The 20239-nt window shown below is 59.6% G+C and carries 18 protein-coding genes and 1 other RNA gene; 7 read left to right on the top strand and 12 right to left on the bottom strand.

What is annotated here, in order from left to right; translation table 11 throughout:
- Window positions 1–232: 232 nt before the first annotated feature.
- Window positions 233–2035, bottom strand: coding sequence for an ABC transporter transmembrane domain-containing protein (locus tag BN77_RS00670; protein ID WP_040677488.1), 1803 nt, complete (start codon window positions 2033–2035; stop codon window positions 233–235).
- Between the two features lie 192 nt (window positions 2036–2227).
- On the opposite strand from BN77_RS00670, the gene rpmE reads away from it, so the two are divergent.
- Window positions 2228–2449, top strand: coding sequence for a 50S ribosomal protein L31 (gene rpmE / locus BN77_RS00665; RefSeq protein ID WP_007527409.1), 222 nt, complete (start codon window positions 2228–2230; stop codon window positions 2447–2449).
- Window positions 2450–2942: 493 nt separating this feature from the next.
- On the opposite strand, the gene rcdA is transcribed toward rpmE, so the two are convergent.
- The 3 genes from rcdA to BN77_RS00650 form a co-directional block, all read right to left on the bottom strand.
- Entirely contained in the window at window positions 2943–3458 is a 516-nt protein-coding gene (gene rcdA, locus BN77_RS00660) for a protease adaptor protein RcdA (RefSeq protein WP_007527403.1), read from the bottom strand.
- Window positions 3459–3834: 376 nt separating this feature from the next.
- Window positions 3835–4026, bottom strand: a complete 192-nt coding sequence (locus tag BN77_RS00655) for a DUF1192 domain-containing protein (RefSeq protein WP_007527399.1) — start codon at window positions 4024–4026, stop codon at window positions 3835–3837.
- A gap of 22 nt (window positions 4027–4048) precedes the next feature.
- Window positions 4049–5329, bottom strand: coding sequence for an MFS transporter (locus tag BN77_RS00650; protein WP_007527397.1), 1281 nt, complete (start codon window positions 5327–5329; stop codon window positions 4049–4051).
- A gap of 170 nt (window positions 5330–5499) precedes the next feature.
- Between BN77_RS00650 and BN77_RS33990 the strand changes: the two genes are divergently transcribed.
- Window positions 5500–5664 (top strand): hypothetical protein, encoded by a 165-nt coding sequence (locus tag BN77_RS33990; RefSeq protein WP_007527395.1) that lies wholly within the window; start codon window positions 5500–5502, stop codon window positions 5662–5664.
- Here BN77_RS33990 and BN77_RS00645 read toward each other — a convergent pair.
- From BN77_RS00645 to tkt, 8 genes are all read right to left on the bottom strand, one after another.
- Complete coding sequence (locus tag BN77_RS00645) at window positions 5661–6578, bottom strand: PhzF family phenazine biosynthesis protein (RefSeq protein WP_007527393.1); 918 nt, start codon at window positions 6576–6578, stop codon at window positions 5661–5663. The genes BN77_RS33990 and BN77_RS00645 overlap by 4 nt on opposite strands.
- Window positions 6579–6718: 140 nt before the next feature.
- Entirely contained in the window at window positions 6719–7744 is a 1026-nt protein-coding gene (locus BN77_RS00640; protein WP_007527390.1) for a class I fructose-bisphosphate aldolase, read from the bottom strand.
- Window positions 7745–7965: 221 nt separating this feature from the next.
- Window positions 7966–9168 carry a phosphoglycerate kinase gene (locus tag BN77_RS00635; RefSeq protein WP_007527388.1) on the bottom strand — a complete coding sequence of 401 codons (1203 nt, stop codon included), beginning with the start codon at window positions 9166–9168 and terminating at the stop codon, window positions 7966–7968.
- A gap of 70 nt (window positions 9169–9238) precedes the next feature.
- The gene (locus tag BN77_RS00630; RefSeq protein WP_007527385.1) at window positions 9239–11089 is read right to left on the bottom strand and encodes a potassium/proton antiporter; all 1851 of its coding nucleotides are present in this window, start codon (window positions 11087–11089) and stop codon (window positions 9239–9241) included.
- Window positions 11090–11437: 348 nt separating this feature from the next.
- Window positions 11438–11764, bottom strand: a complete 327-nt coding sequence (locus BN77_RS00625; protein ID WP_007527383.1) for a hypothetical protein — start codon at window positions 11762–11764, stop codon at window positions 11438–11440.
- A 90-nt stretch (window positions 11765–11854) separates the two neighbouring features.
- Complete coding sequence (locus BN77_RS35490) at window positions 11855–11983, bottom strand: hypothetical protein (protein WP_268871442.1); 129 nt, start codon at window positions 11981–11983, stop codon at window positions 11855–11857.
- Window positions 11984–12115: 132 nt separating this feature from the next.
- Complete coding sequence (gene gap / locus BN77_RS00620; RefSeq protein ID WP_007527381.1) at window positions 12116–13126, bottom strand: type I glyceraldehyde-3-phosphate dehydrogenase; 1011 nt, start codon at window positions 13124–13126, stop codon at window positions 12116–12118.
- 61 nt (window positions 13127–13187) lie between these two features.
- On the bottom strand, window positions 13188–15161 hold the full coding sequence (gene tkt / locus BN77_RS00615) for a transketolase (RefSeq protein WP_007527379.1): 1974 nt from the start codon (window positions 15159–15161) through the stop codon (window positions 13188–13190).
- 337 nt (window positions 15162–15498) lie between these two features.
- Here tkt and BN77_RS00610 point away from each other — a divergent pair, with 337 nt between their 5' ends.
- The 5 genes from BN77_RS00610 to BN77_RS00595 all read left to right on the top strand — a co-directional run bounded on the left by BN77_RS00610 (window position 15499) and on the right by BN77_RS00595 (window position 20040).
- On the top strand, window positions 15499–15771 hold the full coding sequence (locus BN77_RS00610) for a DUF4164 domain-containing protein (RefSeq protein ID WP_007527375.1): 273 nt from the start codon (window positions 15499–15501) through the stop codon (window positions 15769–15771).
- 13 nt (window positions 15772–15784) lie between these two features.
- On the top strand, window positions 15785–16162 hold the full coding sequence (locus BN77_RS00605) for a cell division protein ZapA (RefSeq protein ID WP_007527373.1): 378 nt from the start codon (window positions 15785–15787) through the stop codon (window positions 16160–16162).
- Between the two features lie 59 nt (window positions 16163–16221).
- Window positions 16222–16380: non-coding RNA, 6S RNA (gene ssrS, locus BN77_RS31785), on the top strand.
- A gap of 400 nt (window positions 16381–16780) precedes the next feature.
- Window positions 16781–17800, top strand: coding sequence for a phosphogluconate dehydrogenase (NAD(+)-dependent, decarboxylating) (gene gnd, locus BN77_RS00600; RefSeq protein ID WP_007527369.1), 1020 nt, complete (start codon window positions 16781–16783; stop codon window positions 17798–17800).
- Window positions 17801–17907: 107 nt separating this feature from the next.
- A complete protein-coding gene (locus BN77_RS00595; protein ID WP_007527367.1) occupies window positions 17908–20040 on the top strand; it encodes a mechanosensitive ion channel family protein in 2133 nt (710 codons plus the stop codon).
- Window positions 20041–20239: the final 199 nt, after the last annotated feature.

The following is a 20239-nucleotide window of genomic DNA, read 5'->3' as shown; positions in this document are numbered from 1 at the left end:
CGGCTCCGACAAGGGTGATGAAGCGGCTCGAACTTGCCTTCATCACAGGAAGGGTGAGGGGCAGTCGCGCTGCTGTGAGGAGATTGCCGGCATCGGCAGTCGGGTTCCAGCCGAACCGGTCTTGGTCAACTCGAACTCCTCGGACTACGCGTTCGATATAACGACTGCGACGGCGACAAGTACGATCAGCATGTCGATTACACGCGGATGCAACTGCGAGGCCGGCGACGCGTCACTTCGCGGCCGCAAGAAAGTCGCCGGCACCAGTTTCAAACTGCAGCTTGGCGAGCTTGGCGTAAATGCCGCCACCTCGAATAAGGGTCTGATGCGTTCCCTCTTCAACAACGCGGCCCTGGTCCATTACGAGGATGCGGTCCGCCTTCAGCACGGTTGCGAGGCGATGGGCGATGACGAGGGTCGTACGGCCCGTCATTAGGCCATCAAGGGCCTTCTGCACAAGGGTTTCACTTTCTGCGTCCAACGCCGAGGTTGCCTCGTCGAGCAGCAGGACCGGTGCGTCCTTCAGAATGGCACGAGCGATAGCAATGCGCTGGCGTTGACCACCGGATAGTGTGATGCCGCGTTCGCCGACCTGCGTGTCGTACCCCTTGTCCAAACGGGCGATGAATTCGTCAGCCTGTGCGGCGATCGCGGCGGCACGAACCTCTTCGCGGCTCGCCTCGGGGCGGCCGAACGCGATATTGTCATGTATCGATGCCGCAAAGATTGTGACATCCTGCGGCACGATCGCGAGGCGCTTGCGCAGTCCGTCTGGATCGGTGCTGCGGGCATCAATGCCGTCGATCTTCACGGCGCCCTGCTGCGGATCATAGAAGCGGAGCAGCAACGAGAAGACGGTGCTCTTGCCGGCGCCGGAGGGGCCAACGATCGCCACGGTCTCGCCGGGAGCGACATCGAAGCTCAAGCCATGCAGCGCGGATCGCTCGGGGCGCGAGGGATAGGCAAAATGTACGTCGGTGAACTGGACGTGGCCAAGGGCCGGTGCGGGGAGAACAACAGGCGCCGGCGGTGCTGCAATCGGTGATACCTCGTCGAGCAGTTCCGTCAAGCGGTCGGCCGCGCCCGCCGCCTGCGAAAGCTCGCCCCAAACCTCGGAGAGCGCCCCGAGCGAGCCGGCGGCGATGACGGCGTAGAGAAGGAACTGGCCGAGCGTGCCTGGAGAAAGCGTGCCCGCGAGGACGTTGTGGGCGCCGACCCAAAGAACAGCGACGACGCTGCCGAAGATGAGGGTGATGGCGATGCCCGTCAGCAGGGCCCGCGAACGGATTGCCGCGCGGGCAGCGTCATAGGCGGTTTCGACAGCAGTCCCGTAACGCGAGGCGGCAACGTTCTCGCCGCCAAAGGCCTGGACGGTGCGACTGGCGGCAATCGTCTCGTTGGCGAAGGCGGAGGCGTCCGCCAGCGTGTCCTGGGCGGAGCGCGAGCGCTTTCGGACCGAGCGGCCGAAGCCGACAAGCGGAAAGACGATCAACGGAATCGCACCGATCACCAGGCTCGACAATTTCGGCGACGTCACGATCATCATGCCCATCGCGCCGAGACAGAGAATGAGGTTGCGCAATGCCACGGAGGCGGTCGCGCCGACAGCCGACTTGATCTGTGTGGTATCCGCCGTCAGGCGCGAAACGATCTCACCGGATTGGTTGACGTCGAAGAAGGAGGGCGACAACCGCGTGACGTGGTTGAAGACATCGCGGCGAAGATCGGAGACCACTCGTTCGCCGAGCGAAATAACGAAGTAATAGCGGAGTGCGCTCGCGATGGCGAGCACGATCGCCATGATCATCAGCATCAGAAAATAGCTGTTGATGAAACTGCCGTCGGCCTGCGTAAAGCCATGGTCGATCATGCGGCGTACGGCGAGGGGCAGCGCGAGCGAGGTGATGGCGGCAAGCGCCAGGGATGCGAGGGCACCGGCGACCATGCCGCGATAGCGCGCGACATAAGGCGTCAGCCGCCCTAGTGGCTTCAGTGATCGCGACTTCTTTTCCTCGGGTTGCCCTGCGTATGCCAATTCATCTCCGATCGCCTTCAGCACCGTTCATCCACGGCTGATGGCTCTTGTTATCCTGCCGGCCTTCATGTATAGGCAGCCCATCCTAATGGGAAGCCGTAGCCTTCTGTGTCTGCGGCTTCATTTATTCAATCGGTCCTCTTGTCGCAACGATATGCGTCAAATTGGACGTTGCATGGCAGGAAGATTGTTATGAAGGCAGACATCCATCCCGACTATCACACGATCAAGGTAGTCATGACCGACGGCACCGAATACGAAACCCGCTCGACCTGGGGTTCTGAAGGTGCAGTCATGAACCTCGAAATCGACTCCAAGTCGCATCCGGCATGGACTGGTGGCAACCAGCAGCTCATGGACCGTGGCGGCCGCGTTTCCAAGTTCAACAAGCGTTTCGGCGGCCTCGGCCTCTAATCGCTGTTACTTGGTGGAATTAAAATGGCCCCGCTTCGGCGGGGCTTTTCGTTTTGGGTTGGGTTTTGTCAAGCAAAGGGCATTGTCTGCAAGCTTGCGCCGCAAGATGACGAGTGCCCGCCAGGAAACTGGCTTCTCTTCGAAGTCGGCGCGCGACCGCTTCATGATCGGATCGGATGGAGAGGCATCTCAATCTTTTTTCCGAACTGTCAGCCTGAACTGACGTCCACCCCACCTCGGGATTACCCGCCCGCCCGTCCCTGAACGGGACCTCTATCAGCGGAGCGATGCCGAACCCTTAACTCAAGTCTCTCAGGCGGCCTTGGGCTCAACGCGATAAGGTGTGCTGTTGGCCCGACGCCGGGCGCTGCCATGAGCAGCTTGCAGGTGTCGTCGCTCTCCCACCTTTTTGTTTTTCGCGAAGGCTGCTTGAACAACAAAAAACCAGCACGCGCGGGACGCAGCCGGTTTTATGAATTCCAATTTAGGCGTTTCAGTTGTTGCCGAAGGCCGTCTGCAGCAGGCTGAGCTGGGCCTGAACGCTGTTCTGGTTATCGGGAACGATCGGCGCATCGGCCGGACGATAAATTTCGCGATCGAGCAGAGCCACGCGGTTCTGCAGGCGCAACGAGCGTTCGATCAGGTCGCGGAAGGACTCTGGCAGATCACCCCAGCCCGGTGCGTTGCGGTCGACGTTGAAGCCGTCCAGGCGAACCTTGTTCTTCTCGGCCAGAACCTGATCGCGCGACATCTCGCCATTATTGACGGCGCGCTGCAGCAGAAGCCAGGAGGCCATTTGCATCAGGCGGGTGGTCAAGCGCATCGATTCAGCGGCATAAAGGACCGATGCCATGCGCGGCAGAACCTTGGAGGCATTACGGCCCTGGCCGTCGAGGTAGGCGGCGGTTTCTTCAACCAGCGACATGCCTTCCGAATACAGTGTCTTGAACTGCGAGGATGCGGCAGCGCGACCTGCAAAACTGATCGTGTTCAATCCAAGCTCTGACATTTAAATAGTCCCTGTTGCACGCATCTACGTATGGTCAGGTAATGCCAGCCGGATCAAGAGAGTTCCCCCGGCCGTTCTTTATGCTTTTAAGATGGTAGCTTTAGCGGAATTGCGCAAGGCGTTTCTTAAGAAAGGGTTAACTTCCACAGTTTCATGGAAATGGTCCCCAGCGCATTTAAAAAGAAGAGCCGCAAAAGCGGCTCTCAAGGTAAAACAGGGAGAAAAATCAGACCAATTCACCGCATGGAAAACTGTCTGAGATCCAGAGAAGATCTGGATGAGTAGAGTAATACCTTATAAAGCTTAATGGCCGCTTAAACCTGTTCCGGAATAACACTTTTCAGCCGTTAGTTTTCTGCGAGAACCAGCCGACCAATTACGAGCGGAAAAGGCTTTCCGCCGCTGTTCTTGTCGATGTCTTGCTGGCAGCTTCTGCCTCAAGTCTCACGATCTCGGCCTTGAGCAGCTCAACGCGCGATCTCAACTCGTCGACCGAGAGAGTGGAGATGTCGGCACCGATCTCATGCGCAACCTTCTTCTGCGGCCGGTCGTCGTCGATGAAGCTCATTTGCGATCCTCTCTTTTCTGCCTCAGCTATATTTTAGCGCAGGATCGGCGGTTTCGGGAGTCTTGCCGGGTCCGGGGTTGGCGAGCGACATGCTTTCGGGGGTAAGCGTTTGCGAGGTCGCCGTCGGGATGGTCGTAAAGGCGTCGCGGTCGCCGACCGGAACGGCGGCGCGCCTGCGGCTTCTTAGAATGGCGTAGGCGGTGATCAGCACATGGGCGACTGCCGTTACCAGGAAGAGGGCGTACGGGTTGATTACGGACATCACCGGCCCGCCGATGGTCGGGCCGATGATGGTGCCGATGCCGTAAAGGAGCAGTAGCCCGCCCGATACCTTCACGAAGTCCTCGGCGGAGGCAAAGTCGTTCGCGTGCGCAACGGCGATGGGATAGAGAGTGTTGGCAACGGCGCCATAGAGCACGACGAGGCCGATGATGAAGTAGGGGGAGGAGGGCTGTAGGATCGCCAACAACAGGCCGGCCAGAGCGGCGATAGCCGACATGGCGGCCAGCACATGACGTCGATCGATGCGGTCGGAAAGCCGCCCAGCCGGCAGCTGCATCAATGCGCCCGCGAAAATGGTAGCGCTCATCATGATGGCGATGCTGGTATCGGAGAGACCGGAGCCTGCGCCGAAGACAGCGCCCAGCGTTCCGTAGGCGCCGTTTGCGATGCCGACGAGGAGAATACCGAGGCAGGAGACCGGCGAGTTGCGGTAGAGCGCCGGAAGGTCGAGCTTCACGGCCTTCAGTGGCTGCGGCGAGGCCGCGGTCGAGAGCGTCGTCGGCAGCATCGCGATGCAGTAGAAGATGCCGCAGACCATGAATAGGACGGGCGTGCGCACATCCTCGAGCGGGATCATCATCTGACCGGCCACGACACCGAAAAGCGTGATGGAGATATAGAGCGAGAAGATCGCACCGCGGCTCTCGTTCGTGGCACGCTCATTCAGCCAGCTTTCTATGATCATCGACGTGCCGGCGGTTGCAAAGCCGGTGACGGCGCGCAGCAGCACCCACCATACCGGGTGGATGATGATGCCGCTAACAAGCGCGATGATCGCGATGATCGCAATGAAGCCAGAGAAGGCACGCACGTGGCCGACGCGGCGCACCAGCTTCGGGGCGACGAGGCAGCCGATGACGAAGCCAGCGGCCCAGGATGTGCCGAGCAGGCCGAGCGTCGTTGTCGCGTAGCCTTCCAGGTTGCCCCGCACGGGAAGCAAGATACCTTGCAACCCGTTACCCATGAAGAGAAAGAGCGTCCCGAAGAGAAGCGAGGCGACGGAAAGCAGATTTCTTTTCATATAGTCAAACTCTATGCGTTGAATGTCAAAGGACATGGCGACACGTAGTGTCGCCCAGCCTCGAGATGATTGATTGTGCCCCCAAATGCCTTTACGGCATGAATAAATGCAGTCGTGACGTGAAAAAATGTCCGTCCTGTGACATTCAGAAGAGATGGAAAAATAAAGACATGACGAAGCTGATCGCTCTGCTGCTCATCCTGGCGATGGCGATTCAGCTGATCAAGCCGCTCGGCGTTCCCGGGCTGCGGCGGCGTACGGATTTCTGGAAGATCGCGCTGATCGCCTTTGCAATCTGGGCAGTGGCATTGATCGGCCGCGATCTGTTCGTCTAGTACGAGATTTCGCCGCGCATGACCGGTGCGCAGCCGCCCGAGATCGTGACGTCGGTAACAGTGCCGTCCCTCTTGACGACGTGGATGTGGATGATGCTGCGGCGTCCCATCTCCACGCCTTGCTCGATCATCAGTGAAACGTTCATGTCTGCATCCGGCGCGAGCGAAACGAGGTAGGCGCCGAGTGCCGCCGAGGCACTGCCGGTTGCCGGATCTTCTGGCACATTGTCAAGCGGCGCAAACATCCGCGCGCGGATCGTCCATGGCTCTTCCTTTGAGCGGACATAGACAAACAGCGAGAAGTCATTCTTGCCTTCGGCGGTTAAGGCGGCGGCATCCTGAAAATAAGCGAGGTTCGGACGAACGCGGCCGAGGGCGGCAAGGTTCGCAAGTTCGGCAAAGACGAAGCTCAGACCTACCGATGCAACAACCGGCTGATGGTTGGCCACACGGATGTCGTCTGGCTCGATCGCGACGCAGCGGGCAATCGTCTCTTTGGTTATCGCGTTACCAATGGTGAGTGGCTTTGGTGCACGAATGGATGCCGACTGCACCTCATCGCCGTCACGCTTCAAGTTGACTTCGACAAGGCCTGCCTTCTCCTCGAAGCGCAGGCTATCGCTGACCGGCTGCCCGAAAACCTGGCCCTGCCGGCCGAGCACATAGGCCGTGCCGACGTTTGGATGTCCAGCGAACGGTACCTCCGTGGTAGGAGTGAAGATGCGGACACGGGCAGTGTTTGCTGGATCTTCCGGCGGCAGCACGAAGGTAACCTCGGAATAGCCGAACTCGGCAGCGATGTTCTGCATGTCGGCATCCGTCAGCCCGCGCGCATCCGTTATCACGGCTAGCGGATTGCCTTCGAAGCGGGTGGAGGAGAAGACATCGACGGTCGTGAAGGCAACGGTTTTCATGGTGTCTCCGAGAGGACTGGCGTCATCATCTCTACCGACGATCCTCTGGTCGCTGAAGCCGCAAACTTGTCGCGGTTACAATGCAAAAACCGGCCGCCTAAGACGACCGGTTTCTTCTGTCTCATCAGTTGACAAGAAGCTTACGCCGCCTGCTCCAGATCCTTCTTCCAGCTGCCCTTGGCGGCAAGGCTGTTCATCTCGGCGCGATGGGCGAAGGCGCGCTGGCCGGCGGCGACATTCTCCACCTTGCCGCCCCAGGCCTTGAGAGCCGTATCCTGTAGGGCTCGGCCATAAGAGAAAGTGACGGCCCATGGCAGGTCGTAGCCGGAGTTGATCGCGGAAAGATGCGCCGTCGCTTCCTCTGTGGACTGGCCGCCGGAGAGGAAGGCGATGCCGGGAACAGCCGAAGGAACGGTACGCTTCAACACCTCGACGGTGCGCTCGGCGACTTCAGCCACGGAAGCTTTGCGGGCGTTCTTGCCATCGATGACCATGTTCGGCTTCAAGATCATGCCCTCGAGGCTGACGCGAGCATCAGCCAGTTCTTCGAAGACAGTGCGCAGCGTCCATTCGGTGACTTCGGCGCAACGATCGATATTGTGGTCGCCCGGCTTGCCGTCCATCAGGCATTCCGGCTCGACGATCGGTACGATGTTGGCCTGTTGGCAGAGCGCCGCGTAACGGGCGAGCGCGTGGGCATTGGCCTTCACAGAGCCCCAGGTTGGAAGCGTGGAGGAGATTGCGATGACGCCGCGCCATTTGGCGAAGCGGGCGCCAGCTTCATAGTATTTCGCCAGGCGATCTGCGAGGCCATCGAGGCCCTCAGTGATGGTTTCTCCAGGATAGGCTGCCATCGGCTTCGCGCCGAGATCAACCTTGATGCCTGGGATGCTATCGGCTGCGCGGATGATGTCGACGAAAGGCGTGCCGTCTGCTGCCTTCTGGTGGAGGGTTTCTTCGTAAAGAATTACGCCTGAGATATACTGACGCATCGCGTCGTCCGTGCGGAACAGCATTTCGCGGTAGTCACGACGGCTCGTCTCCGTAGATTCAAGTCCGATCGTATCGAACCGCTTTCCGATCGTGGCTGTCGATTCATCTGCCGCAAGCAGCCCGCGACCACCAGCTACCATACGCACGGCAATGTCTTCCAAACGTTCGCTCATATCGTTCTCTCCACAGCAAAAAAATCGTCAACCGGTAAATATAGGTCGCGGATAACAGAAGTTTATGGGTGGGAAAACGGCCGCAAAATTGTTTGAAACGTTTGAATTTTTTTTAATCGTTTGAAAGTTTGGGCTTTTGCATGCGTATTGGGCAAAAGACCGCGGCACCATCGCGCCGCGGTCTATCTACATGTAAAATTTGTTAAATTCCGCTGATCGGATTATTTCGCTTTGCTGAGAACGGCGACGCCAGGAAGGACCTTACCTTCCATCCATTCAAGGAAAGCACCGCCGGCCGTCGACACGTAGCTGAAATCGTCGGCAACGCCAGCATGGTTCAACGCCGAGACCGTATCGCCACCGCCGGCAACGGAGGTAAGCTTGCCAGCCTTTGTGCGTTCGGCAGCAAACTTTGCCGCCGCGATTGTTGCTTTGTCGAACGGTTCGATCTCGAACGCGCCAAGCGGGCCGTTCCAGACGAGTGTATTGGCGCGCTCGATCCAGGCCTTGATCGCCTCGACCGACTTCGGGCCAACGTCCAGCACCATTGCATCGCTCGGGATCGCATCGATTGCGACCGTTTCATTGGCGGCGTTCGCCTTAAATTCGCGGGCAACCACGCCATCTTCAGGGAGAATGATGGCGCAGCCAGCGGTGGCTGCTTCGATCATGATCTGCTTTGCTGTATCCGCAAGATCGTGCTCGCAGAGCGACTTGCCGACATTGCTGCCGCGCGCGGCGATGAAGGTATTGGCCATGCCACCGCCGATCACCAGCGCATCAACCTTCTTCACGAGGTTTAGCAGAAGGTCGATCTTCGTTGAGACCTTCGCGCCGCCGACAATGGCGACGACAGGCCGGGTTGGATTGCCAAGGCCGCTCTCCAGCGCCTCGAGCTCTGCCTGCATAGTGCGGCCGGCATGGGCAGGAAGATGATGGGCGAGGCCTTCCGTCGAGGCATGCGCGCGGTGAGCGGCGGAGAAGGCATCGTTCACGTAGATATCTCCGAGAGCAGCGAGCGCCTTGACGAAGTCCGGATCGTTCTTTTCCTCCCCCTTGTGGAAGCGGGTGTTTTCCATAAGCAGGATGTCGCCGTTCTTCATCGCCTTAACAGCCTCGGCAGCCGCGGCGCCAATGCAGTCGCTGGCACTCGAGACCGGGTGATCAAGCACCTCTTCAACCGACGGAGCGATCAGCGATAGCGAGAGGTCTGGCGACGGGCCGTCCTTTGGGCGACCGAAATGCGCAAGGAGGATGACCTTGGCACCCTTCTTCGAGAGCTCCAGGATCGTCGGGGCGACGCGCTCAATACGCGTCCTGTCGGTCACTCTGCCGTCTTTGACCGGAACGTTGAGGTCAACGCGAACAAGGACGCGCTTGCCGGCAATATCGTTGAGGTCGTCGAGGGTCTTGAAGGAAGGCATGGGAAAATCCGTTCGTTATTGCCCAAAAGAAGCGGCGACCATAGCAAGGATGATCACAGACGCAAGGCGGTCATTGCGGCTTTTCGTCGCCCCCCGCTGAGGTCGCAGCCGTGGCTGTTTCCCGGCTCCTGCGACCCTTAAGACGGTCTCGGATGCGGTCGATAATGTCGTGGAGATTAAGGAAGATCGGCAGAGCTGTGGCAGGCTCCAGAGCCTCGAGCGACATGCCGACCGAGGTGATGTGATCCTGGTCGTCGAGGTCGCGGACAATGAGGATGATGGAGCCAAGACGGACCCTGTCAGCATAGTCCGCCTTGCCGCCCAGTCGGTGTTTCATCAGTTCGGCGATCGTCAGCCCCTTCTCGGATTCGTTCAGCAGGCCGGGGCCATAGGCGGCATCGAGATCAGCGGCAGGCCGTGCCGGTGACAGCGCGAAGGCGCCGAAGAAATCGGCGTCGTCCTCCTCGACTGGCGCGCGGCTGGCAAAGAGCTTGTCGAGCAGCCGCGAATAGGACGGAACGACGAAGAGGTAGACGAGGTCGTTCTCGCGCAGGCGACCGGCGTATTGATAACGCATCGACTTGCCGTCGCGGATAACGAGCGAAGGGGTCGCCCAGCGCGGGATGCGCTCACCGCGTAGCACGGGGCTGTCCTTGACGACGCGGTAGGAGAGTAGCTCATGGTTCGCCGCGCCAGGCAGGTCGACTTCGACCTTGTCGACCGCGCCCATGCGCGGCGGGATGATGAGCCCGAGCTTCTTAGCGACCGGCTTGATCGTCCACCCCTGTACGAGAAGCGAGACGAGCACGATGATGAAGGCGCAGTTGAAATAGATCTGGCCGTTGTCCAGACCGCCGAGAATGGGCATGATGGCGAGCAGAATCGAAACAGCGCCGCGCAAACCGACCCACGCAACGAAGCCGATCTCCTGCTGGGTATAGTCGAATGGAAGCAGCGACAGCCAGATGGCGAGTGGGCGCGCAATGAAGATCAGGAACAAGGCAAGCAGCACGGCTGGAATGGCGATTGCCGGAAACTGCGATGGCGTTGCAAGAAGACCAAGAACCAGGAACATGATGATCTGGGCAAGCCACGTCATGCCGGCCTGAAAGCGCTTGATGGAGGCATAGCCCTGCAGCTTGCGGTTGCCCGCGTAGATTCCGGCGACGTAGACGGCGAGGAAGCCGCTGCCGCCGACCGCTCCGGTCGCGGAGAAGACCAGCAATGCCAAGGCCAGCACGAAGATCGGCGTCAGGCCGCGATCGGTTTCCAATTGGCTGACAATCAGCGAGATCATCATGCCGCCAAGCAGGCCGAGAATTACGCCAAGGCCCATCTGCTGCACGAACATGGCGAGCATGCCGATGTTGATGCCGTGGTAGCGTTCACCACTGGCAAGAACCTCGACGAGGGCGATGGTCAGGAAAATCGCCATCGGGTCATTGGTTCCAGATTCCACTTCCAGCGTCGAGCGCACCTTGTCGCGAATATTGATGCCGCCAATGCGCAGCAGGAAGAAGACAGCGGCAGCGTCGGTGGAGGAGACGATCGAGCCGAGGAGCAGACCTTCCAACCACGTAAGGTTCAGCAGCCACATGGCGGCAACGCCAATGAGCGACGCCGTCATTAGGACGCCAACCGAGGCGAGCGTCAGTGAGGGTACCGCCGCAAGCTTGAAAGCCTGGACCGGCGTTCCGAAACCAGAGTCGAACAGGATGACCGCAAGCGCGATGGAGCCGAGGATGTAGGCGAGATAATTGTTGCTGAACTGGATTCCGAGACCGTCCGTTCCCGCAAGCAGGCCGATCGCCAGAAAGAGCAGGAGGAGTGGGGCGCCGAAGCGGAAGGCGAGCAGGCTGGAAAATGCCGCGAGAAGCACGAGCGTCGTCGATACCAGTACGACGATGTAGAACGCTTCCATGCTGGTCCCCTTACCCGCGATTAATGCAGACCGCCCCCGGTCCCGCAGTCCATCCAAGTCGCCCTTTCGTGGTCATCCCTGCTCAGTGCGAGTAAACGGCAAAATACGGCAGAGGGGTAGGCCTTACGGTCAAACCCATGCTGTTTTGCGGCTTCATGCTGCTGTTTGGCGTGCCGGACGGCAAAACCGGATGAGCGCTCACGAAGGAGCATGACTCGAGTGTATGAGCAAATCGGGCGATAGCAGGGCAGAAGCCGCGTTCTCGGGCTTTTCTTCTCGATCAGCAAGTGTCAGCGTTTGTACGCTGGCCCACCATTTCGGCTTCTGCGCCCTCTCCTGCCTGCCCGTTTACCGTTCAGCGTCGTCTTCCTCATCAGCCTCGTCGTCGGCGACGTCGGATATCGGGATCAAAAAGACGACAAATTCGTCGTCGATGGTGCGCTCCGGATCGTCATCGAACTCATAGGCATGCTCGACCTCGCTTGCCTCCTCGGCGGTTGCTTTGCGCAGCGCGAGCGGGGCGATCCCATCCCAAACCGGCTTGCCCTGCGATTGCAGGACCGTCAGGTCCTCGCGAAAGTCCTCGGCCTCGAAGAAATTCTTCGCATCGTGGGCATTCTCGGAGCGAAAACTTGCGATCGCTTGGCCACTGATCTCGATCGTAAAGTAGTCCATCAAAGTCTCTTTCGCTTCTGTGTGTCTGCCTTCGATCGACAGTAAGGGCATCAACCGCGTTGCGCCAGTGCAATCCTTCTCGGGAAGCGACTAACGGGGCCCCATGACACGTGTGGATGCCATCAGGGGCTGCCCTTCGGCGATCTGCTTCGACCTGCGCCCGCCGACCACACTCAAGCTCAACACGCTTGCAATCATGAGGAAAACAATAATCGTCATGAGAATTCTCATGGGTGAATCCCCAGCCAGTCATCCGGCATTCTCTCGTTACCATGACGCTAGTCAGTTTGGCGCCAAATGAAAAGCGGCCCGGTTGCCCGAGCCGCTTTTCATGTAGATGTCGCGGTGCTCTTAGATGAGCTTTGCGAAAGCAACGGCCGTGTCGGACATACGGCTAGAGAAGCCCCATTCGTTGTCGTACCAGGACAGGACGCGGACGAAGTTGCCTTCCATGACCTTCGTCTGATCGGTCGCGAAGATCGAGGAGTGGCTGTCATGGTTGAAATCGCGGGAAACAAGTGGCTCGTCGGTGTAGCCGAGGATGCCCTTGAGCTTGCCATTTGCAGCTGCCTTGATCGCTTCGTTGATTTCGCCGACGGTCGTGGCCTTCTTGGCGACGAACTTGAAGTCGACGACCGACACATTCGGGGTCGGAACGCGGATCGACGTACCGTCGAGTTTGCCCTTCAGATGCGGCAGAACGAGACCAACGGCCTTGGCAGCGCCCGTCGACGTCGGGATCATGGACAGGGCTGCAGCGCGGGCGCGGTACAGATCCTTGTGCATCGTGTCGAGCGTCGGCTGGTCGCCAGTGTAGGAGTGGATGGTGGTCATGAAGCCATGGTCGATGCCGACAGCGTCATCAAGAACCTTGACGACCGGCACGAGGCAGTTGGTCGTGCAGGAGGCGTTGGAGATGACCAAATGCTCCTTGGTGAGCTGGTCGTGATTGACGCCGAAAACGACGGTCAGGTCGGCACCGTCGGCAGGAGCCGAAACGATAACGCGCTTGGCGCCGGCCGTCAGGTGCGCGGCAGCCTTTTCGCGAGCGGTGAAGATGCCGGTGCACTCCATCGCAATGTCTACGCCGAGTTCCTTGTGCGGCAGGGTGGCCGGGTCCTTGATCGCAGTCACCTTGATCGGCTTGCCGCCGGCAACGGTAATCGTGTCGCCTTCAACCTTCACTTCGGCCGGGAACTTGCCGTGGATGGAATCGTAGCGCAGCAGGTGGGCGTTGGTCTCGACCGGCCCGAGGTCGTTGATGGCGACGACTTCGATGTCAGTGCGGCCGGATTCAACGATGGCGCGGAGAACGTTACGGCCGATGCGGCCGAAGCCGTTGATGGCAACCTTTACAGTCATGTGCATTCACTCCCTAGAGATGGGGCTTGCGGATTGAATTGGAGAGCGCCTGAGCGCAATCCTACAGCTTTGCTTCTGCGGCAGCGACCACGGCGTCCGCGGTGATGCCGAAATGCTCGAATACCTTCTTTGCTGGACCGGACGCGCCGAAGCCCTTCATGCCAACGAAAGTGCCTTCCGGCCCGATGAAGGCATCCCAGCCTTCGCGGACCGCGGCTTCCACGGCGATCTTCACCGGTGAATTGCCGATGACCTCGTTGCGATAGGCGCTAGGCTGCTCGAAGAACAGTTCGGTGCAGGGAACGGACACAACGCGAACGCTGACGCCCTTGGCTTCCAGTGCTTCGCGGGCGGCAACGGCAAGCTCAACTTCCGAGCCCGAAGCGAAGATCGTCACCTTCGCGTCCGCATTGCCGGCGAGCGTATAGGCGCCCTGTTCGCAGAGGTTCTTCTCGCTAAACTCGGTGCGTACCGTCGTCAGGTTCTGGCGAGTGAGCGCGAGCGCGGAGGGGCGGTTTTTGGTCTTGGCGGCAATCTGCCAGCACTCGGCGGTTTCCGTGGCGTCGGCCGGACGGAAGACCTGCAGGTTCGGAACGGCGCGCAGGCCGGCGATCTGTTCGACCGGCTGGTGCGTCGGGCCGTCTTCGCCGACGCCGATCGAGTCATGCGTCAGAACGTGCACCACACGGATACCCATGAGGGCTGCCAGACGGATCGGCGGGCGGCAATAATCCGAGAAGATCAGGAAGCCGCCGCCATAAGGAATGAGACCGCCATGCAATGCGATGCCGTTCATGGCCGATGCCATGCCGTGCTCGCGGATACCCCAGTGCATGTAGCGGCCGGCGAAATCCGTCGGCGTGATGGAATGCATCTGGCTGGTCTTGGTATTGTTCGACGGCGTCAGGTCGGCCGAGCCGCCAAGCGTTTCCGGAAGGAAGCCATTGATGACTTCGAGCGCATCTTCCGATGCCTTGCGGGTTGCTATCGTCGGCTTGGTTTCGACGAGCTTCTTCTTGTAGGCGCTGATCGCCGCGTCGAAACCTTCCGGCAGGTCGCCCGCAAAGCGGCGCGTGAACTCGGCCTTGTGCGTGGACTTGGCGAGGCCGTCTTCCCAGGCCTTGACAAGGTCAACCGAGCGGCTGCCTGCTGCACGCCACGCGTCGAGAACGTCGGAGGGAACAACAAAGGGCTCGTATTCCCAGTTGAGCGCCTTGCGGGTCGCGGCAATTTCGTCGGCGCCAAGTGGGTTGCCGTGAACCTTGTGGGTGCCCTGCTTGTTCGGAGCGCCGAAGCCGATGATCGTCTTGCAGGCGATGAAAGTCGGGCGATCGGACTTGTGGGCGGCTTCGATGGCGGCGGCGATGGCAGCCTGGTCGTGACCGTCGATCTCGATGGTGTTCCAATGAACGGCCTTGAAGCGGGCGATCTGGTCGGTCGAGTCCGACAGCGAGATGGCGCCGTCGATGGTGATCGAGTTGTTGTCCCAGAAGAGAACGAGCTTGTTCAGCTTCAGGTGGCCGGCAAGCGCGATCGCTTCGTGGCTGATGCCTTCCATCAGGCAGCCGTCGCCGCAGATGGCATAGGTGTAGTGGTCTTGAAGCTCGGAGCCGAACTCGTCGCGCAGCTTGCGTTCGGCGATGGCCATGCCGACGGCGTTAGCAATGCCCTGGCCGAGCGGGCCGGTCGTCGTTTCGATGCCGGTCGCATGGCCATATTCCGGATGGCCGGCGGTCTTTGAGCCGATTTGACGGAACTGCTTCAAATCTTCGACCGTCATGTCAGGATAGCCGGTCAAATAGAGCAGCGAGTAGAGCAGCATCGAGCCGTGGCCGGCCGACAGCACGAAGCGGTCACGGTTCGGCCAATGCGGCTTCTTCGGGTCGAACCGCAGATACTTGGTAAACAGGATGGTCGCCACGTCGGCCATGCCCATCGGCATGCCGGGGTGCCCCGAATTCGCCTTTTCGACTGCATCCATGGCGAGGAAACGGATCGCATTGGCCATCCGGTCGTTTTGTTCAGGAGAGGTCATGGCTATTCCACACGGGTTCCGGGTGTCGGGAGATGGCCTCAAGCCTCTGGAGACCATCAATGAGAGCGGGTGACACATAGCAGTTGGAACGGCCAAGTCAACAAATGGAAGGACCTCGCCAGGTCACTCGAATCGATTTTAGACATTTGACCATCGATTCTTACAAAAGTTGAATGATGATCGAGCCAGCAATTGATTTTCGTCGTCCACAGAATAGGTCTGTAGCCGCGGTGCCACCTTTATTGACGTGCCGTTGGTGAGGTGCGTATCCTTTTGGAAATATTGGATCGGTCTCGTGCGCCGATTCGCGGGTCTTGTGCGGGGAACCGGAAGAGACATGACGCCTACAGGCAAAATTGAAGCAGCACTCAACCAGCTCAGGCAAGCGATCTCGGGGCTAGAGAATGCAGTCGAGATGCGCATCGAGCACCAGCGGGAGCAGGGCGAAATCGAAGGCGAGGTTCGCCGAATTCACGCCGACCGCTCGAAGCTTGCCCAAGAACTGGACCAGGCCGAATTCCGTGCGAACCGGCTCGAGGAAGTCAATCGCGAGGTCTCGCGGCGGCTGGTAACGGCCATGGAGACGATCCGCGCGGTTCTGGACCGGTAGAAAGGCGCGGCACATGGCGCAGGTAACGGTAACGATCGACGGCAAGGCCTATCGCATGGCCTGCGAGGAAGGACAGGAAGATCACCTGACCGATCTCGCGACGCGCTTCGACAATTACGTTGGTCATCTCAAGGGCCAGTTCGGCGAAATCGGCGACCTCCGGATCACCGTCATGGCAGGCATCATGGTCATGGACGAGATTTCGGAACTAACGCGCCGTGTCGCCGGTCTCGAAGCCGAGCTCGAGACATTGCGGAATACCAGCGATACCGTTCTCGCTGCGAATGCCCGTACCGAGGAAAGTCTTGCGGCGGCCCTCGGCGAGGTGACCAGCCGTATCCGCGGTATCACCGACAAGCTGAACGGCCGTGCGCCCGCCGAACTCAATTAAATGCGGGCGGCTTAGCCCGCCCTCTGGCGTGTCGCCAAAATCAGCCTTATATAGCAGAGTGCGGTCTGCGCCTCTCGACAGGAACCACAATCCCTGGGGCCATACTCGATCCAAAGGGAGCTGTCCCTGACCAGGCTCGTGGGCCTGGACACACGGTGCCCACCTACGTTTGTAGGCGCCCAGGATCGTAAACATCCATCGGTTGTCGTGGACCGCACTATTCTATTGTAGTTTGAAAAGACTCACGGCAGTGGAACGATCGATCCTTCCGTCTGCTGTTTTCTCAATTCTTTACATTCCGATTTCCACGCCAGCCCCGGAGCTTAGCGCTCATACGTTCTTACGTGCCCCTGTACTGGCCCCCATAGATGTGCCGGTGCAAGAGGCGAAGGGCGGACCGAAGCCTTGGCACACTGCAAACTGCGTGCTGCATGCACGACGGTCCTGGGGTGGAGGCTTCCGGAGGTCCACTGAAAACTTTCTCCTAACTGCGATTTCCCCGTTTGCTGGCAACAATGCCTATCGATTGCCTCGAACGTGATGGAGACTTCTCTTGCTTGCTATATTGCGAGTGCTAGTTTCCAGGGATCACATAGGTTTAATTCCAGGAGAGTTGAGATGCAGCTTGGCATGGTGGGTTTGGGCCGCATGGGCAACTACATGGTCCAGCGATTGATGCGCGATGGCCATGAATGTGTCGTTTACGACGCGAAGCCCGAAAGCGTCGCCGATCTTGTCGGCAAGGGCGCTGTCGGGACTGCTTCGCTTGAGGAGTTTGTCTTAAAGCTGTCGCGCCCGCGCGCTGTCTGGTTGATGCTGCCGGCGGCGATCACGGACAAGGTTATCGCCCAGATCGTGCCGTTGCTGAACGATGACGACATCATCATTGACGGCGGCAACTCATACTATCACGACGACATCCGCCGTGGCGCAGAGCTCATCAGCAAGGGCATTCATTATATCGATGTCGGTACTAGCGGCGGTGTCTTCGGCCTGGAGCGCGGCTATTGCCTGATGATCGGGGGCGAGAAAGGGATCGTCCAGTCCCTGTCGCCGATCTTTGCGTCCCTTGCGCCGGGGCAGGGAGAGATTGCTCCTTCCGCGGGTCGCGACGCGCCTGCGCAAAGCACGGCGGAACAAGGGTATCTCCACTGCGGTCCGCACGGCGCCGGGCACTTCGTCAAGATGGTTCATAACGGCATCGAGTATGGCCTGATGGCCGCCTATGCCGAGGGGCTGAACATTCTGAAGCATGCCAATATCGGTGCGGCGACGCACGAGGTCGATGCCGAAACCGCACCTTTGGCGCATCCGGAACACTATCGCTACGATTTCAATTTGTCTGATATTGCCGAAGTGTGGCGTCGCGGGAGCGTGATCACTTCCTGGCTGCTCGATTTAACTGCCGATGCTCTTCATGCCGATCCGGTCCTCACCAAGTATGCTGGCCGCGTTTCCGACTCGGGCGAGGGACGTTGGACGATCATGGCGGCCATCGATGAGAGTGTACCGACGCCGGTGCTGAGTGCGGCGCTTCACGGACGTTTCTCATCGCGCGACAACGACGAGTTCGCCAACAAGGTGCTCTCGGCGATGCGTGCGGGCTTCGGCGGGCACGTCGAAAAGCCGAAGGGGTAGGCTGCACCCCTTTGCTTTTTTTCAGGGCCCGCACAGCGCCATCTGTGCGGGATTTTCTTTTAGACAGCACGGTATATTGTCGAGAGATTGCATTGGGGGCAAGGAAGATGGGTCTTGTAATCGGCGCACGTGGGATGATGCGGCTGCTGACATCGATAATGTTTGTCCTTGCTGTTGCAGGGGCGGGTATCGCCCAAACCGCGAACCCGCCTTCAGCCTCTCCCACGGCGGCCACGGCCTCTCAACCGCCAGCCGAAGTCCGCCAGATGCTCGAGCTGATGCAGACGCCGCAGGTGAAAGAGTGGATGGCCATGCAAATGAAGGCCACGCCGGCTGCAGCGCAGGCAGAGGCCGGCGAAATGTCGGCCCTGTCCGAGCTCGTCGATCACGCACGACGCCATGTCGAAATGGTCTCCGATGCCGCGATCGAGCTTCCTGGCCAAGTCGAGTCCGCTTCTAATATCGTCGAACGTGATGTCGCGCCAACCGGTTGGATACTAATTACAACTGAGGTTATTGCTCTCTTTCTGACTGGAGCGGTTGTCGAGTTGCTGTTCCGTCTCCTCGTACCGAAGCCGCGACTGCGAACGAGTGACGACGACGTCGTCACCGTTTCCCATCACGCGACAGCAAACCTCCTTTATCGCATTGTTCCGGCAATCGTGTTTGCCATGGCGACACTGGTACCCTTGCTTGCTTTCAGCTGGCCACCGATTACCCGATCCATGGCGATCGCGATTGCGATCGCGCTCATTGTTGCTCGGTTTACCGGCGCCCTGGGGCGCCTCCTGGTCGCCCTTGTGACCTTGCCGAGCGGGGATGGCGAGCGCCAGATATCACGAGCTCGGGCACTTTTCTGGTTCCGGCGTTGCGCGCTTTTCGTGATCTACTTCGCATTCGGCTGGGCGGCTATCCAATTGATGCTACCTCTCGGCTTTTCCGAGGGAGCACGCTACTTCGTCGCCTACATTCTCGGTATCGGATTGTTTGCTATCGCGGTGGAAGCGGTCTGGCATCGCCCGCTCGACGAAGGCGAGCATCGCAGCATCACCGTTTCGTGGGGGCTGACGTTTTATTTCGCTGTGCTTTGGATTCTCTGGGTTTCCGGGTTCAATTTGTTGCTGTGGCTCGGGATCTACGCCGTGCTTTTGCCACGCGCACTCTCCGTCGCAACATTGGCCGTTCGTTCCTTGCATCAGGCAGAGGCAGGCTTTCTCGCCGGGCGCCGGATCGCGACTGCTCTGCTCGACCGAGGCGTTCGTGCCCTCATCATCGCGGCCGCCGCCTTCTGGTTCGGACGCATGATCGGGCTCGTGGCCGACCGGATGGCGGCGGGACAAACCATGATCGACCGCCTCGCTCGCGGCGCGATCGGCGGCATCGTCATCCTGTTGGCAGCCGATCTGTTGTGGCACCTGGCACGTGCTTACATCAATGGCAAGCTCGATGATTCCCGCATTGAAGGTGCGCTCACAGACGAGGAAAGAGCCGGCCGTGCCCGCCTGCAGACCTTGTTGCCGATCTTCCGCAATATTCTCGCCGTCGTCATTGCGGTTATTGCTGTTTTGATGGTGCTGTCGGGCCTCGGCGTAGAGATCGGTCCGCTGATCGCCGGCGCCGGCGTGGTTGGCGTTGCGGTCGGCTTCGGAGCGCAGACAATCGTCAAGGACGTCATCAGCGGGATGTTCTATCTTTGGGATGATGCCTTTCGTGTGGGCGAATATATCGAGAGCGGCAGCCACAAGGGCGTCGTCGAGGCATTCAGCTTGCGGTCGGTGCGGCTGCGGCATCATCGCGGGCCTCTGACGACAGTGCCGTTCGGCGAACTTGGCGCGGTCAAGAACCTCAACCGAGACTGGACTATCGACAAAATCACCCTCAACGTGACCTACGACACTGACCTCGTGAAGGTGAAGAAGGTGATCAAACAGATCGGGCAGCAGTTGCTGGACAATCCCGAATACAGCCCGCACATCATCGAAACTCTGAAGATGAAAGGGGTGGAACAGTTTGGCGACTTCGCGATTGTCATCCGGCTGGCAATGATGACCAAGCCCGGCGAACAGTTCGTCATCCGGCGCAATGCATTGGCGATGATCCGCACCGCCTTCAAGGAAAACGGCATCGAGTTCGCTGTACCGACTGTGCAGGTTTCAAGCGAAGGGCACGAGGCTGAGACGCGTGCTGTCCTCGCCCGCCAGCTCTCGCAACGCCCCAGTTCGGATGAGCCCGCGGCGTAGCGTTCTGGGTCCTTTTTGTCGGATCGAGCCGACCAGCGCAGTCCTTTTGTTGCGACCCTCGCCCTGTCAACGTTACGAAATTGCAATGTGCGCGGGCGCCTCCTGCGCCAAATTTGCCCCAATTGGGGATGAAGCAGGCGAGAATGGCGGGTCAGGGGCGGGCAGGCATTCATAGAGCTTGCGTACCGCGCGTGTTACG

It is taken from the genome of Rhizobium mesoamericanum STM3625 (assembly GCF_000312665.1).
Lineage (GTDB): Bacteria > Pseudomonadota > Alphaproteobacteria > Rhizobiales > Rhizobiaceae > Rhizobium > Rhizobium mesoamericanum.
The sequence above is the reverse complement of the archived record's forward strand: the minus strand, read 5'-3'. Positions and strand labels throughout refer to the sequence as shown.

Coding starts and splice junctions, on each gene's coding strand:
- tkt (WP_007527379.1), bottom strand. CDS start 15,161: ATGACCTCTCCTGAACAAAACGACCGGATGGCCAATGCGATCCGTTTC.
- BN77_RS35490 (WP_268871442.1), bottom strand. CDS start 11,983: ATGACGATTATTGTTTTCCTCATGATTGCAAGCGTGTTGAGCTTGAGT.
- BN77_RS00630 (WP_007527385.1), bottom strand. CDS start 11,089: ATGGAAGCGTTCTACATCGTCGTACTGGTATCGACGACGCTCGTGCTT.
- BN77_RS00655 (WP_007527399.1), bottom strand. CDS start 4,026: ATGAGCTTCATCGACGACGACCGGCCGCAGAAGAAGGTTGCGCATGAG.
- gnd (WP_007527369.1), top strand. CDS start 16,781: ATGCAGCTTGGCATGGTGGGTTTGGGCCGCATGGGCAACTACATGGTC.
- BN77_RS00640 (WP_007527390.1), bottom strand. CDS start 7,744: ATGAGCGAACGTTTGGAAGACATTGCCGTGCGTATGGTAGCTGGTGGT.
- BN77_RS00650 (WP_007527397.1), bottom strand. CDS start 5,329: ATGAAAAGAAATCTGCTTTCCGTCGCCTCGCTTCTCTTCGGGACGCTC.
- gap (WP_007527381.1), bottom strand. CDS start 13,126: ATGACTGTAAAGGTTGCCATCAACGGCTTCGGCCGCATCGGCCGTAAC.
- BN77_RS00625 (WP_007527383.1), bottom strand. CDS start 11,764: ATGGACTACTTTACGATCGAGATCAGTGGCCAAGCGATCGCAAGTTTT.
- BN77_RS00610 (WP_007527375.1), top strand. CDS start 15,499: ATGACGCCTACAGGCAAAATTGAAGCAGCACTCAACCAGCTCAGGCAA.
- rcdA (WP_007527403.1), bottom strand. CDS start 3,458: ATGTCAGAGCTTGGATTGAACACGATCAGTTTTGCAGGTCGCGCTGCC.
- BN77_RS33990 (WP_007527395.1), top strand. CDS start 5,500: ATGACGAAGCTGATCGCTCTGCTGCTCATCCTGGCGATGGCGATTCAG.
- BN77_RS00595 (WP_007527367.1), top strand. CDS start 17,908: ATGGGTCTTGTAATCGGCGCACGTGGGATGATGCGGCTGCTGACATCG.
- BN77_RS00605 (WP_007527373.1), top strand. CDS start 15,785: ATGGCGCAGGTAACGGTAACGATCGACGGCAAGGCCTATCGCATGGCC.
- BN77_RS00635 (WP_007527388.1), bottom strand. CDS start 9,168: ATGCCTTCCTTCAAGACCCTCGACGACCTCAACGATATTGCCGGCAAG.
- rpmE (WP_007527409.1), top strand. CDS start 2,228: ATGAAGGCAGACATCCATCCCGACTATCACACGATCAAGGTAGTCATG.
- BN77_RS00645 (WP_007527393.1), bottom strand. CDS start 6,578: ATGAAAACCGTTGCCTTCACGACCGTCGATGTCTTCTCCTCCACCCGC.